The sequence below is a fragment of the Desulfofalx alkaliphila DSM 12257 genome, from assembly GCF_000711975.1.
GTDB lineage: Bacteria > Bacillota > Desulfotomaculia > Desulfotomaculales > Desulfohalotomaculaceae > Desulfofalx > Desulfofalx alkaliphila.
Genome location: NZ_JONT01000014.1, coordinates 35,156 through 49,266 on the forward strand (window position 1 = coordinate 35,156; position 14,111 = coordinate 49,266).

A 14,111-nucleotide genomic window follows, 5' to 3' on the forward strand; every position below is an offset into this window, starting at 1 on the left:
CCGGGGTAAGGTATCTGAAAAAATGTAGTCTGTTGTCCTGACCTTTCGCTTGGCGGGGGAGGGATGCATGATTTTACATACAGATTAGAAAGAAAAAATTTTATATATTCTCAAAGGAGGGAGAGTGTGCATGGAAAAAATTGACCTTTTTCGTGATATTGCCGAACGCACCGGTGGAGATATTTATCTGGGCGTGGTCGGCGGGGTGCGAACCGGCAAATCAACATTTATAAAAAGGTTTATGGATTTATCTGTAATACCAAATATTAAAAACATACATGACAGGGAACGTGCCCGGGACGAACTTCCCCAAAGCGGTGCCGGTCGTACAATTATGACTACCGAACCTAAATTTGTGCCCAATGAAGCGGTAGAAATAACGATGAGTCCCGGCTTAGAAGTAAAGATGCGCTTGGTGGACTGTGTGGGCTACCGGGTGGAAGGTGCCCTGGGTTATGAAGAAGAAGACGGCCCCCGGATGGTTACCACTCCCTGGTTTGAAGACCCCATCCCCTTCCAAGAGGCAGCTGAAATTGGCACCCGCAAAGTTATCTCTGAGCACTCAACCATTGGGGTGCTGGTGACCACTGACGGTACCATCAGTGATATTCCCCGGGAAAATTACTTAGATGCTGAAGAGCGGGTGGTGGAAGAACTTAAAGAGCTGGGGAAGCCATTTGTAATTATCATGAATACAATTAGACAAAATTCACCGGATGTGCATGAACTTTCCGCTGATTTGCAAGATAAATATGACGTGCCCGTATTGCCTATCAATGTTGCGGAAATGAGCCAGGAAGACATTTTATACATCCTGGAGCAAATCTTATTTGAATTCCCGGTCAATGAAGTGACCATCACACTGCCTAAATGGGTGGAAGAATTGGATGTTAAGCACTGGCTGCGGGATAGTTTTGAAGATGCAGTAAAAACCACTGTTCACCATGTGCGCCGCCTGCGGGACATCGAAACGGCACTGGATGCGCTGTCAGATTTTGACTTTGTGGATCAAGTTATACTTACCAGCATGGACATGGGTACCGGTTCGGCGTCAATAGAAATGAAGGCTAAACAAGAGTTGTTCTATAAAGTTCTTACCGAAGAAACCGGTTACGAGGTGCAGGGAGATCAAGACATCTTCCGCTTAATGTGTGAATTTGCCGTTGCGAAAACCGAATGGGATAAAGTAGCTGATGCCCTAATGGAGGTAAGAGAAACAGGATATGGTGTGGTTACACCCAAACTGGATGAAATGAACTTAGAAGAACCTGAGCTTATACGTCAAGGAAGCAGGTTTGGTGTTAAACTTAAGGCCAGTGCACCATCATTACACATTATTAAGGCTGACATAACCACTGAAATAACTCCAATTATTGGAACAGAGAAGCAATGTGAAGAGTTAGTGCGTTATATGCTAGATGAATTTGATGAAGACCCGAAAAAGATCTGGAGCTCTGAAATATTTGGCAAGAGCCTGCATGATCTCGTTAGAGAGGGCATTCAAAACAAACTACATCGCATGCCAGAAAATGCCCAGGTTAAGCTACAAGAGACACTGCAGCGCATAGTAAATGATGGAAGTGGCGGACTAATATGCATCATAATATAAGAATAAAAAACCCGCAGGTAAAAACTTGCGGGTTTTATGTATTTGAAAGATAATGATAGGGAAGGGTCTTGACCCTTCCGAAAAAGATTAAAAGAGGTAATCCCATGCGCATACCTTCTGATGTTCAAGAAATAATGAAAACTTTAAAGCACAATGGCTTTGTAGCCTACTTAGTGGGTGGTTGCGTGAGAGACTTTTTCTTGGGTCGAACTATCCACGATTTTGATATAATTAGTGACGCTTTGGCTGAACAACTAGCAGGTATATTTCCCCGGGTGATCCCCATCGGTAAACGGTTTGGTACAGTTACGCTGTTGACCCAATACCGCAGTGTTGAAGTATCCACCATGATAGGTACATTGGAACAAAATTGCTCTCAACGAGATTTTACTATTAATTCCATGGCTATGGATGAAGAGGGAGTTTTATATGACTATTATGGAGGAAAGCGTGATGCTGAACTCCGAATATTGCGCGCGGTGGGAAATGCAGATGACAGATTTAAAGAAGACCCTTTGCGTTTGATGCGGCTAATTAGGTTTGCCACTGTGCTAGAGTTTAATATTGATAAAGGTACTAAACAAAAGGCTATTATCAATGCACCCCTAATTAGTAAAGTATCCGTTGAGAGGATAAGGGATGAATTTTGTAAAATAATTCTCTCTGACAACCCAGGTAGTGGTATTATGCTATTGGCTCAGCATAATTTACTGCCTGTAGTGATGCCGGAACTGGAAGAATGTATTGGCTTTGAACAACACAGCCCCCATCACGACAAGGATGTATTTCAGCACACTGTGGCAGTGCTAAATAATTCGCCAGCTAGGTTAAGTGTTAGGTTGGCGGCTTTGCTGCACGATATCGGTAAGCCCCAAACCTTTACTATCGGCAAAGATGGTAGAGGGCACTTTTATGACCATCAAAAGGCGGGGAGTGAAATGGTACGCCATATTCTCACCAGACTTAAATTCGACAATAAAACAATTGCTGTGGTTACTGTGCTGGTAAAGGAGCATATGTCGAGATTTGAGTTTTTAAGAGAAAAAAGTGTAAAGAAATTTATTAACAGGGTGGGTGTTGAAAATCTCGATGATTTATTTGCTTTGCAAATTGCCGATATTAAGGGTAGCGCTCGCTCGGATGATTTTTCTATGGTTACCGATTTGCGAAGCAAGGTTGATGAAGTGCTAAATAAAGGGGAGCCAATGACGGTAAAAGAACTGGCCATTAATGGTGTTGACTTAATCAGGATGGGTATTAAACCTGGACCTGCCATAGGGAAGATGCTCAAACAAGTGTTGGATCTGGTGATGGAGGAACCAAGTCTTAATACTAGAGAAAAACTAACTATTTTGGTGGGTAAACTAAAGGGAGAAAGCCTGCAGTGATGAGCTGCGGGCTTTGCCGTTTTACCGGCTTTATTTGAGATGGGGGGAGTTCAAAACCCATAAGTGCATATCTTCCCATTGACCAGAAATGTGGCAATTATTTATTAATGTACCACTATAAGTATAACCCATCCGGTGCAGTATTAAATTAATGCCATATTCAGATGCTCTGGATAAGCTATACAAGCATTTTATGTTTCTATCTAATACCGTGCGCTGCAGTTCCTCCATGATAATGTGCATTAATCCAAGTCCTTGATGACTAGGGTTTGTGGCGCAGTTTGTCATCTCTGCGTTGCTATTATCACTGTCGATTTCAGCTGCAGCTGCTGCAATGATAGCTCCATTTTGTTCAGTTAGTATAAAGATCGTATCATTATTCATTAGTTCACAGATATAGTCTGCATTGTTTAAAGGTGTAGGGTAGGTGGAAAACACCATATTGAAAAGTTTAGCTAATTCTGTAGCATCTTCAGTTGTGGCAAATCTAAGTGAATACCCCGGGGGTAATTTTTTAGCAAGCTTTTTTGGTGATGCTAATATTTTTCTTAGATCGTTCATTTTCTGTTCTAGTTTATCGCTTTGCCTGCGTGTGGGCTCGGGGTAACTTGCCATGAAAAATGCATCTTTACCATTAAAAAACCCTTCAGCAGTACCTTCTAGCAGGTATCCATGTTTTATTAGTTCGCCCAAATCTTTTCTACGGGCGGGAATTATTATTTTAGCAGCAGAATGCATGGAGGCTTTATTTTTCAGGTATTGAGAAAAAGCCTCGCCATTTCGGAGAGAATAATCCCATACCCATAGTCGCTGGTTAATGCTATCTACCATTACTTTTAGGGAGAAATTATTATCGTTGTGAGTTAGCATAGTTTGATTATCAAATAGCATTCTTTTCCTCCAGTCAAAAGTTCAAACATTCTTACCTTTTGCCTAACCTAACCCACTCGTTTTTCCGCCTTGCGTCGCTTGCTAGGCAGCAATAGGCTAGATGGCCCGGTGTTATTTTCGGTCTTTTTCACCATACAGTTGAAGCATTTATCACAACTGCTAGTTTTGTCTGGGGTCTCTTCGTATACGAACATTTCCCCTTCATAGTTGCGTAACACTACTTTGCTGTCTGACTGTGATATCATGTATTGTGGGTTAACTGGTATCTTTCCGCCTCCTCCTGGAGCATCCACCACAAACTGCGGTATAGACAAACCGGAAGTGTGACCCCGCAGGGATTCAATAATTTCAATACCTTTAGAAACCGAGGTGCGGAAATGTCCTATACCCATGGACAAATCACACTGATATAAATAATAGGGGCGAACCCTTATCTTAACAAGATTTCTCACTAGCTCTTTATATATATAAGCACAGTCATTTACACCCTTTAATAGTACACTTTGGTTACCCAAAGGTATACCAGCATTCGCTAACTTACTACAGGCCTCTGTTGTTTCTTTGGTGATTTCTTGAGGATGGTTAAAGTGTGTGTTTATCCATACTGGGTGATACTTTTTAAGCATATTACACAGTTCATCTGTTATGCGCTGGGGCAACACCACCGGCATTCTAGTACCGATACGAATAATCTCAACATGTTCAATTGCGCGCAACTGCTTTAATATATATTCAAGCTTGCTTTCACATAATGTCAGCGGGTCACCGCCGGAGATAACAACGTCTCTAATTTCCTTGGTTTTACGGATATACCGAATGGCTTTATCCACCTGAGCCTTAGGTAGCGGACTGTCGTGAGACCCTGCCATACGGCGTCGGGTACAATGACGGCAGTACATCGAACACTGGTCTGTTACCAGTAATAAAGCACGATCTGGATAACGGTGGGTTACACCTGGCACCGGTGAATCTACATCCTCATGGAGAGGATCTTCCATATCTGAAGTGGTAACCTTTAATTCTAAATCACTTGGTACCGCCTGTTTGCGAACAGGACAATTTTTGTCGGTGGGGTGCATTATTGAGGCGTAATATGGGGTGATAGCCATACGAAAACGTTTTAAACACTTTTCAATACCTTTTGCTTCTTGCTCAGACAATGAAATAATACCCTTTAGTTTTTCAACTGAATCAATACGATTTTTAATTTGCCACTGCCAACTGTCCCAATCCTCTTCAGTGGCGTTATGTTTCTTTAATAACTTTTCTTTAATTTGGCTCATATCTGCCTCCTCATGCCCGGTAAACTCCGGGAGTAATATCTAAAATCAAAAGTGCCCACACCTCTTATCAAAGAATTAACAAGGGGTGTGGGCACAACAAAAAATGCCTTGGTAAAGGGCAAAATTATTGCGTATAATTATTCACGTCAAATACCGTGTCTGATCCCCTTGCTACGCTTACGAGGTTAGCTGACGGGTTCGGGCTGAAGGGTAGCCCTACCCTTTGTGAGGTGAGAGGTTGGATGCTAGAAGAGAAAAACCTCAAAAACCTCAGCAATGGGATTCACCCCAAATAATTGGGTCCCCCGCTTCCATTAATGGGAATTAAGCGCTGCATTGTATAAATATAAAATTATTCTACTTGATTATTATAACTATAACTGGCAGTATAGTCCAATGGCGTATAACTAGAAATAATATTAAAAATAATGATAAGAGCTGTTTATAACAAACTGATCAAGTTCTGTCTCCGGAGAACGTCTATATAAACTACTTTGCTTAAATATTTACTGATAGTACAAGCCATTGCCTTCAAATTATGACCATAAGCTTGTTTGTTTGTATGAAAAGAGTGTATTTACAGACCATTTCGACTATGGTAAAAATTAAATTTTATCATTGTCAGCTTTAAAAGGCAGTGATATAATGTCTACTGCAGGGAGAAATATATCCACCACAGAAAGACAGGGAAGCGGAGGGAGTATCTTTGACAAACAAAGACCCGCGGTTTTTTTTAGTTCGAGAGGATATTTTACCAGAAGCAATCATTAAAACGGCACAAGCAAAGGAACTGCTAAGCCGGGGGCGTGCTACCACCGTTAATGAAGCGGTGGAGAAGGTGGGGCTTTCTCGTAGTGCTTTTTACAAATATAAAGAGGGAATATTTCCTTTTCACCAGTGGAGTAGGGGGAGCATAGTAACGATTTCGTTATTGCTAGAGCATCGTTCAGGGGTGTTATCCAGTATATTGAATAACATTGCACAAGTGGATGGGAATGTGCTTACTATCAATCAAAATGTACCCCTTGAGGGTGTGGCTGGTGTTACGGTGGCCATTGAAACCGCTGAATTAAGAGGTGATTTGGAAGAACTGGTAGCCAGGTTACAGAACATAGATGGTGTGCGAAGGGTAGAACTGGTAGGTCAGAGTTAAAATAAATTGTATGCGGAGGTTAAAGTTATGTCAGTTAATAAACAGATAATAAAAGTGGGTCTTTTGGGTTTAGGTACTGTGGGTCAAGGTGTATATCGCATCTTGAAAGATAACGCAGATAATATCCAGCGCCGTGCTGGCATAAAGGTTGAGATTGAAAAGATAATGGTGAGAGATACCACTAAAGAGCGGGGTATAAGCGTTAGCCAAGCTATGCTAACCAGTGATATTAAAGATATTGTCAATGACCCGGAAATTGATATTGTGGTGGAAGTTATGGGTGGTATAAACCCAACGTTAGACTACGTTTTACAAGCCTTAAACAACGGTAAAAGTGTGGTAACCGCCAATAAAGATATGGTGGCAATGCACGGTGAAGAATTGTTTAGCGCAGCAGAGGCCAATAACTGTGACTTGCTGTTTGAAGCCAGCGTTGCCGGTGGTATTCCCATCATTCGTACTTTAAAACAAAGCCTGGCGGCAAATAACATTGAGCAGGTATTTGGTATCATTAACGGAACCACCAACTACATGTTAACCAAAATGACCAGAGAAGGTTCTCAGTTTAACGATGTTTTAAAGGAAGCACAGCAAAAGGGTTATGCTGAAGCCGATCCCACTGCAGATGTGGAAGGGTATGATGCTGCCAGAAAAATTGCCATTTTGGCTTCAATTGCCTTTAATACCCGGGTAACTGTAAATGATGTTTATGTAGAAGGAATTACAAAGATTTCTGCAGAAGATATTGCGTATGCCAAGGAACTGGGGTATATTATTAAACTGTTAGGTATTGCAAAATATAATGATGATGGTATTGAAGTGCGGGTACATCCAACATTTATACCTGAAGAGCACCCGTTGGCATCGGTGAATGATGTATTTAATGCAGTCTTTGTCAAGGGTGACGCTGTGGGGGATACTATGTTTTACGGTCAAGGGGCAGGGGAGCTTCCTACTGCCAGTGCAGTAGTGGCAGATATTATGGATGCTGCTAGAGACTTGGTTAGGAATGTGCCTGGAATTATTAGCTGTACTTGCTATGACAACAAACCCCTTAAACCAATGAGTGAAAGCAAAAGCCGCTTTTACGTACGTACACTAGTGTCTGACAAACCAGGGGTGTTGGCGTCTATCGCACTGGTATTTGGTAATAAAGGTGTAAGTTTAGCATCGGTAATCCAAAAGGATGCTGAAGGATCCACAGCGGAGTTGGTGCTGGTTACTCATAATACTAAAGAAGAGAATCTGCAGGATGCTTTAGGTGACATAAGAAATCTTTCCTGTGTGAAAGAAATTGGTAACGTGATTAGAGTTGAAGGGTAGAGGATGGATATGATCCGTGTGCAAGTTCCTGCTACAACTGCAAATTTAGGTCCGGGCTTTGACTGCTTAGGAATGGCTTTAAAACTCTATAATACTGTAGAAATGCAGCAAATTGCTACTGGTTTAAACATTGAATTGCATGGTGATGGAGCCAATGATATTGACCGAGATGAAAATAACATTGTATATAAAGCGGCATATAAGGTGTTTAATCAGGTAGGCTATCGTCCAAGCGGCCTTAAAATAAGATTAAATAATCAAATACCTGTTTGCCGGGGGTTGGGCAGTAGTGCTGCTGCAATTGTCGGCGGCATCATCGCTGCTAACATTCTTTCAGGAAGTAAATTAGGAACCAAGGAATTATTGGAGTTGGCCAATGAAATGGAAGGGCATCCCGACAATGTAGCACCAGCATTAATTGGTGGTATTGTGGTGTCGGCATCTGATGAAGACGGGGTGCGTTTCATTAAAATCCAACCTCCTACTGAATTAAAGACGGTGGTTGCCGTTCCAGATTTTCAGCTTTCAACCAAGCTAGCCAGAGAGGCGCTACCTACCCAGGTAACACTTCAGGATGCTGTGTTTAATGTAGGTCGGGCATCGCTCTTAGTGGCGGCGTTATGCCAAGGAGACTTAAGTAAATTAACTTATGCTATGGAAGACAAATTACATCAAAGCTACCGTGCAAACCTTGTGCCTGGTATGAAAAAGGTGTTGGCTGCGGCTAGACTTGCGGGAGCAAAAGGTGTGGTGCTTTCTGGTGCCGGCCCAACGTTAATAGCCTTTGCAGATGACAATTTTGAGCTAATTGCTAAAGTGATGCGCGATACTTTCAGAGAAAGCGGTGTAATGGCTAAGGTAATGGTGCTGGAGCCAAGTCCAGTGGGTGCCAGAGCGTTGGAAAGGGTATAGAATACAAATTATTGAACAAGAGCTAGGGGTGAATCAGCAGTAATGTTAATTGTACAAAAATTTGGTGGTAGTTCGGTGGCTGACCCAGAGCGTATCAAAAGAGTTGCCCGCAGAGTGGTGGAAGGCCGCAAAGCAGGTAATGACATGGTGGTTACTGTATCGGCCATGGGTGATACTACTGATGATTTAATAGCGTTAATGAAAAAAATTACAGACAACCCTACAGGACGGGAAATAGATATGCTCCTTTCTACAGGGGAACAGGTGTCCATTTCTCTACTATCAATGGCTATTAAAGACTTGGGCTGTGATGTTGTTTCTCTAACTGGTGGACAAGTAGGTATAAAAACCAATGAGGTACATACCAAGGCAAAAATTGTTGATATAGATAGTAAAAGAATGCGAGATGAGTTAGATAGGGGACGCATTTTAGTGGTGGCCGGCTTTCAGGGTGTCAATGAAAACAAGGACATTACTACCCTGGGCCGGGGCGGATCTGATACCACCGCAGTGGCCTTGGCGGTGGCATTAAAGGCTGATATGTGTGAAATTTACACCGATGTGGACGGAATTTATACCGCAGATCCCCGCCTAGTAAAAGATGCCAGCAAACTAAAGGAAGTGTCCTATGATGAAATGTTAGAGTTAGCCAGTTTAGGTGCACAGGTGCTGCATCCGCGGTCGGTGGAACTGGCAAAGCTATATAAGGTCACTATGCATGTGCGCTCCAGTTTTAATAACAAGCCCGGCACCATTGTTAAGGAGGTAGGTAAAATGGAAAAGGAAGTTATGGTCAGTGGAGTGGCCCACGACTATAATGTGGCTAAAATCGGTTTGTTTGATGTGCCGGATAAACCCGGTATTGCCTATAGAATATTTAATGCCCTGGCCCAAAAGAATATTGACGTGGATATGATTATCCAGAGTTCAATGCGCAACAACTTAAACGATATTTCTTTTACCATTACCAGGGATGATTTGCGAAAGGCATTGACAGTGGTGGAGGAGATTCAGCCGGAAATCGGTTTTGCGGGCTACACCCATGATGAGGATGTTGCTAAGGTGTCTATTGTGGGCGCCGGGATGGTTAGCCACCCTGGGGTTGCGGCAATGATGTTTGAGGCGCTGGCAGAGGCCGGCGTGAACATAGATATGATCACCACATCTGAGATTAAGGTCTCCTGTGTGGTCGATGACAAGGACGTTGAAAAGGCTGTTAAATCAATTCATAATAAATTTAAACTAAATGAGATAAATTAAACATATAACCCGGTGTGTAAAACACCGGGTTATATGTTTATTGACATACGTTCATAAACTGGTTAAAATATTGTATTAAAAGGGGGGGAATTATGTGTCAAGACCATCTAAATGCAGGCGTGTTGAATTTATTCCGGAGATAACCTATTTTAAACCTGCCGGTGTACCCCTTGTGAATTTAGAGGAAGTGTCTTTAGCCGTTGAAGAACTGGAGGCCATTCGTTTAAAGGATTTAGAATATTTAGAGCAGGAGCAGTGTGCCCAAAGAATGCAGGTATCCAGGCCCACCTTTCACCGTGTGCTGACATCCGCCCGCCACAAGGTGGCCCAGGCACTGGTGCAGGGAAAAGCCATTAGGGTGGAGGGGGGCAATTATGTTCACGTTGGCAAAGGGCGGGGCAAGGGATGCCGACTCAGGGGAAAAACTGAAGAATAAGTATAAGGGGGGGTCATATATGCCTATATTTGAATATAAATGTAACAAATGCGGTAATAATTTTGAGGTGCTGCAAGGGGTGGGAAAAGATCCGCAAAGGGATTTGAAGTGTCCTTCTTGTGGTGCCGGCCAGTTAACTAAGTTGATATCTTCACCCTTTGTAAAAAAGTCTACTAAGTCCTGCTGCGGAAGCAGTGAAGTGTGTGGCACCGGCTGTGACCAACCTCAGTTTAGCTGTGGAGACGGTGGATGCGGATGCCACTGATTACAATAACAAATTAATGGGGAGCGTGAATTTATGTCTGGATTAGTACCGTTTGTGGTTGAGCAAACCAACAGGGGAGAGCGGGCCTATGACATTTACTCCCGGCTGTTAAAGGATCGCATTATTTTTATTGGCGGGCCCATAGATGACAATACCGCAAACCTTGTTATTGCCCAAATGTTATTTTTAGAGGCCGAGGACCCTGCAAAGGATATTCATCTGTACATAAATTCTCCCGGTGGGGTAATTACATCGGGATTGGCTATTTATGATACCATGCAATACATTAGGCCCGATGTGTCTACCATTTGTATGGGCCAGGCGGCAAGTATGGCTGCCTTTTTGCTGGCGGCAGGTGCCAAGGGTAAGCGGTTTGCACTGCCCAACGCCCGTGTAATGATTCACCAGCCACTGGGTGGTGTTCAAGGTCAGGCCACTGACATCGATATCCATGCCAGGGAGATTCTCTACATGAAAGATTTATTAAATAAACTATTAGCCAAGCATACTAATCAACCGGTTAGTAATGTGGCAGTGGATACCGAGCGGGATTACTTTATGTCCGCCGAAGAGGCCAGAATGTATGGTATCGTTGACCGGATAGTTACAAGAAGATAGGTTTTTTTTATTTAACTTGCACAAGGCATCTTGTGCAAGTTTTTTTCTTTATTAGCACATTATTTTAAGAAATAAGGAAAAGATATTAAAAATTATATTAGGAGGTAGTATATGGCAAGGGAGCAAGATTATCGCATGGACGGTCGGGTAAGTGTACACGACTCTGTACAAGAAATGTATGAGAGGATAAAGGCCGATGGCCTTAGCAATGTTTTTGATCGTTTTGATCCCCAGGCCAAGATTCGGTGCAACTTTTGTTCTGAGGGAGTGAGCTGTCAGCTGTGTACCGGTGGGCCCTGCAGAATCTCAGATAAGGTTGGGGCTACCCATGGCACCTGTGGTATTGACCGCAATGCCATGGCCATGAGGGACATGTTGCTGCGCAATATGATGGGTACATCCACCTATACGCACCACGCCTATAATGCCTTTCGTACTTTAAAGTCCACGGCGGAAGGTAAAACACCCTTTCAAATAACCGATGTGGACAAGCTTTACTGGATGTGTGACAAGTTAGGTATTGATAAGGGCAACAGCAAGGAGCAGGCGGCTATCAACCTTGCAGATTTTTTGATGGCACAGCTCAGCAGTGACTACGACCAGCCGCCCAAAATGGTGGAGGTATTTGCCCCTGAACCCAGAAAGAAGTTGTGGCGGGAGTTGGCCATCTATCCTGCAGGGGTAATGCATGAAATTAAGGATAGCGCTGCCAGCTGTTTGACCAACGTGGACGGCGACCACCTGTCAATGGCCAAAAAGGCCCTGCGCCTGGGCATAGCTACCATTTACGGTTCTCAAATTGGCTTGGAAATGGTGCAGGATATTTTATTTGGCACCCCAAGCCCCCACCAGGTGCAGGTGGATTTGGGTATTATGGATCCTGACTATGTAAACATTGTATTTAACGGCCATGAACCCTGGGTGGGTGTTGCCTGTATATTGGCGGCCAGGGATGAGGCCAACCAGGAAAAAGCCCGGCAGGCAGGTGCAAAGGGGATCAAGGTAACCGGCTCCATAGAATGCGGGCAAGAGGTGCTGCAGCGTTTTGAAATGGATGGCGTTTTCAACGGCCTCATTGGAAACTGGTTGGCCATAGAACCCCTGCTGGCCACCGGAACGGTGGATGTATTTGCCATGGATGAAAACTGTTCGCCCCCCTATATAGCACCCTACGCTGAAAAATACCAAATAACCTTGGTGTCGGTAAATGATTTGGTGCGCATACCGGGGGTGGAGAAAAACTTTGATTACAAGCCGCCGGAGGTGGCTAACCTTGCCCAGCAATTGATAGATTGGGGCATAGAAAACTATAAAAAGCGGAAAGAGAGAAAAATTGAAGCCCAGGTACCCAAGCAGGTACAAAAGGCAGTGGCCGGCTTTTCGACCGAGGCGGTGGTTAAGGCGCTGGGGGGTAAGTTGGATCCCTTGCTTGACGTAATCAAGGCCGGTAAAGTTAAAGGGGTGGTGGCCCTGGTGAACTGTACCACACTGGCCACCGGTCCCCACGACTACATGACAGTAAATGTAGCCAAAGAGTTGATCAAGAGGGACATTTTGGTTATCAGCGGAGGTTGCGGTAACCATGCCCTAGAAGTGGCCGGCCTGTGCAGTCCCGAGGCAGTGGGTATGGCCGGCAGCGGTTTACAGGAGGTGTGTAAGGCTTTAGGTATTCCGCCGGTCTTAAGCTTTGGCACATGCACCGACACCGGGCGCATATCCATGCTGGTTACCGAAGTAGCCAACGCATTGGGAGTAGACACCTCTGATCTGCCGGTGGCAGTTACCGCTCCCCAGTACTTAGAACAAAAGGCCACCATTGATGCTATATTTACGCTGGCCTTTGGCTTATACACTCACCTGGCGCCGGTTCCGCCGGTGGCCGGTGGCCCTGATTTGGTAAAATTGCTTACCGAAGATTTAGAGGGCATTACCGGTGGCAAGGTGGCACTGGCCAACACACCGGTTGAAGCGGCCGACGGTATCGAAGAACACATAAATAAAAAGCGGGCAGCATTGGGATTGCAATAAAAAGGGTGCTTGATTAGCACCCTTTTTCCTTTGCAAGTATATGGCAGTAAGGACTTTCGGGAAAACCCCGCAATACCATACAAGTCCTTGCCTTCTTAATGTAAATCCACCAAGTTATCCAGCCACAAAAAATATTGTCCCAGTGTTTTGGGGTCCCCCATTTTCATAAAAAGAATATTGACCACTTGTTCCTTGGACGGATTAGAAATTTTTTGTTCTCTCATTATTTTGTTAATATCTGAACGCAGCACCCGGCATACTACTCTTTTTGTTTCCGAACACTCAATTTGCCTTAAGACCGTACTAATGTATTCTTCTATTCTTCTGCACTTTTGCATATAACCACACCCTAAACCTAGTTATTGGTTAAATAAATCAACCGACCGTTAATCATGGTCAAAATAAAGTGGCGGCCCAAGCGATATTTTATTATAATATTACCAGTTACTATCTTATTGGCAAGTAGATACTTTTTTGTGCTATAGTACCTAAATAGATACTATAGCACTTGGGGGTGTAAAAATGATTGATGATAAGGAGAAATGGCACGAGGAATGCCACATGAAAGAAAAATGCTTAAAGCACGACATATGTCCCATGGCCTTGGTGCAGAAAATAATTTCCGGCAAGTGGAAAATACTGATCCTGTGGTATTTGAGTTACAACACCCTAAGATTTAGCGAAATCAAAAAAAGATTGCCTTATACAACTCAGAAAATGCTCACCCAGCAATTAAGGAGTTTAGAAGAGGATAAACTTATATTTAGAAAGGTGTATCCTGTTGTTCCCCCCAAGGTGGAATACGGGCTAACGGAAATTGGAAAAAAAATAATTCCTATATTGGAAATGATGCATGGTTTTGGAACCGGCTATTTAGAACAGGGGTATGATGGCGTGTCTTTGAGGGAATTTCGCAAGGAATTTAGAAAGGCCTGACCGGTGTTC

The 14,111-nt window shown here is 43.6% G+C and carries 14 protein-coding genes and 1 riboswitch; of the genes, 11 read left to right on the forward strand and 3 right to left on the reverse strand.

What is annotated here, in order from left to right:
* The first annotated feature begins 130 nt into the window (after positions 1-130).
* Positions 131-1,609, forward strand: coding sequence for a stage IV sporulation protein A (spoIVA, locus tag BR02_RS0108835; RefSeq protein ID WP_031516275.1), 1,479 nt, complete (start codon positions 131-133; stop codon positions 1,607-1,609).
* A gap of 104 nt (positions 1,610-1,713) precedes the next feature.
* Positions 1,714-2,997: a CCA tRNA nucleotidyltransferase gene (locus BR02_RS0108840; RefSeq protein WP_031516277.1), complete on the forward strand. Its 1,284-nt coding sequence runs from the start codon at positions 1,714-1,716 to the stop codon at positions 2,995-2,997.
* 30 nt (positions 2,998-3,027) lie between these two features.
* Here the strand turns inward: BR02_RS0108840 and ablB are convergent, their stop codons facing one another.
* A complete protein-coding gene (gene ablB / locus BR02_RS0108845) occupies positions 3,028-3,888 on the reverse strand; it encodes a putative beta-lysine N-acetyltransferase (protein ID WP_031516279.1) in 861 nt (286 codons plus the stop codon).
* A gap of 47 nt (positions 3,889-3,935) precedes the next feature.
* On the reverse strand, positions 3,936-5,171 hold the full coding sequence (gene kamA, locus BR02_RS0108850; RefSeq protein ID WP_051688232.1) for a lysine 2,3-aminomutase: 1,236 nt from the start codon (positions 5,169-5,171) through the stop codon (positions 3,936-3,938).
* A 160-nt stretch (positions 5,172-5,331) separates the two neighbouring features.
* A riboswitch (cyclic di-AMP (ydaO/yuaA leader) is annotated at positions 5,332-5,512 on the reverse strand.
* Positions 5,513-5,877: 365 nt separating this feature from the next.
* Between kamA and BR02_RS0108855 the strand changes: the two genes are divergently transcribed.
* From BR02_RS0108855 to cooS, 8 genes are all read left to right on the forward strand, one after another.
* Positions 5,878-6,324, forward strand: coding sequence for an ACT domain-containing protein (locus BR02_RS0108855; RefSeq protein ID WP_031516283.1), 447 nt, complete (start codon positions 5,878-5,880; stop codon positions 6,322-6,324).
* Positions 6,325-6,351: 27 nt separating this feature from the next.
* On the forward strand, positions 6,352-7,647 hold the full coding sequence (locus BR02_RS0108860) for a homoserine dehydrogenase (protein ID WP_031516285.1): 1,296 nt from the start codon (positions 6,352-6,354) through the stop codon (positions 7,645-7,647).
* Between the two features lie 9 nt (positions 7,648-7,656).
* The gene (thrB, locus tag BR02_RS0108865) at positions 7,657-8,559 is read left to right on the forward strand and encodes a homoserine kinase (protein WP_114638849.1); all 903 of its coding nucleotides are present in this window, start codon (positions 7,657-7,659) and stop codon (positions 8,557-8,559) included.
* Between the two features lie 42 nt (positions 8,560-8,601).
* Positions 8,602-9,819 (forward strand): aspartate kinase, encoded by a 1,218-nt coding sequence (locus BR02_RS0108870; protein ID WP_031516289.1) that lies wholly within the window; start codon positions 8,602-8,604, stop codon positions 9,817-9,819.
* A gap of 94 nt (positions 9,820-9,913) precedes the next feature.
* On the forward strand, positions 9,914-10,255 hold the full coding sequence (locus BR02_RS0108875) for a DUF134 domain-containing protein (protein WP_031516291.1): 342 nt from the start codon (positions 9,914-9,916) through the stop codon (positions 10,253-10,255).
* A 19-nt stretch (positions 10,256-10,274) separates the two neighbouring features.
* Positions 10,275-10,520: an FmdB family zinc ribbon protein gene (locus tag BR02_RS14420; protein WP_034639100.1), complete on the forward strand. Its 246-nt coding sequence runs from the start codon at positions 10,275-10,277 to the stop codon at positions 10,518-10,520.
* 33 nt (positions 10,521-10,553) lie between these two features.
* Entirely contained in the window at positions 10,554-11,138 is a 585-nt protein-coding gene (clpP, locus tag BR02_RS0108885) for an ATP-dependent Clp endopeptidase proteolytic subunit ClpP (protein ID WP_031516294.1), read from the forward strand.
* Positions 11,139-11,249: 111 nt separating this feature from the next.
* A complete protein-coding gene (gene cooS, locus BR02_RS0108890) occupies positions 11,250-13,166 on the forward strand; it encodes an anaerobic carbon-monoxide dehydrogenase catalytic subunit (protein ID WP_031516296.1) in 1,917 nt (638 codons plus the stop codon).
* Between the two features lie 95 nt (positions 13,167-13,261).
* On the opposite strand, the gene BR02_RS0108895 is transcribed toward cooS, so the two are convergent.
* Positions 13,262-13,504, reverse strand: coding sequence for a hypothetical protein (locus tag BR02_RS0108895; RefSeq protein WP_031516298.1), 243 nt, complete (start codon positions 13,502-13,504; stop codon positions 13,262-13,264).
* 184 nt (positions 13,505-13,688) lie between these two features.
* On the opposite strand from BR02_RS0108895, the gene BR02_RS0108900 reads away from it, so the two are divergent.
* Positions 13,689-14,102, forward strand: coding sequence for a winged helix-turn-helix transcriptional regulator (locus tag BR02_RS0108900; RefSeq protein WP_034639102.1), 414 nt, complete (start codon positions 13,689-13,691; stop codon positions 14,100-14,102).
* The last annotated feature ends 9 nt before the right edge of the window (positions 14,103-14,111 follow it).

Bases quoted from the DNA above. Each gene is read 5' to 3' on its own strand.
- kamA (WP_051688232.1), bottom strand. From the start codon at position 5,171: ATGAGCCAAATTAAAGAAAAGTTATTAAAGAAACATAACGCCACTGAA.
- clpP (WP_031516294.1), top strand. From the start codon at position 10,554: ATGTCTGGATTAGTACCGTTTGTGGTTGAGCAAACCAACAGGGGAGAG.
- cooS (WP_031516296.1), top strand. From the start codon at position 11,250: ATGGCAAGGGAGCAAGATTATCGCATGGACGGTCGGGTAAGTGTACAC.
- BR02_RS0108900 (WP_034639102.1), top strand. From the start codon at position 13,689: ATGATTGATGATAAGGAGAAATGGCACGAGGAATGCCACATGAAAGAA.
- ablB (WP_031516279.1), bottom strand. From the start codon at position 3,888: ATGCTATTTGATAATCAAACTATGCTAACTCACAACGATAATAATTTC.
- BR02_RS0108860 (WP_031516285.1), top strand. From the start codon at position 6,352: ATGTCAGTTAATAAACAGATAATAAAAGTGGGTCTTTTGGGTTTAGGT.
- BR02_RS0108840 (WP_031516277.1), top strand. From the start codon at position 1,714: ATGCGCATACCTTCTGATGTTCAAGAAATAATGAAAACTTTAAAGCAC.
- BR02_RS14420 (WP_034639100.1), top strand. From the start codon at position 10,275: ATGCCTATATTTGAATATAAATGTAACAAATGCGGTAATAATTTTGAG.
- BR02_RS0108870 (WP_031516289.1), top strand. From the start codon at position 8,602: ATGTTAATTGTACAAAAATTTGGTGGTAGTTCGGTGGCTGACCCAGAG.
- spoIVA (WP_031516275.1), top strand. From the start codon at position 131: ATGGAAAAAATTGACCTTTTTCGTGATATTGCCGAACGCACCGGTGGA.
- BR02_RS0108895 (WP_031516298.1), bottom strand. From the start codon at position 13,504: ATGCAAAAGTGCAGAAGAATAGAAGAATACATTAGTACGGTCTTAAGG.
- thrB (WP_114638849.1), top strand. From the start codon at position 7,657: ATGATCCGTGTGCAAGTTCCTGCTACAACTGCAAATTTAGGTCCGGGC.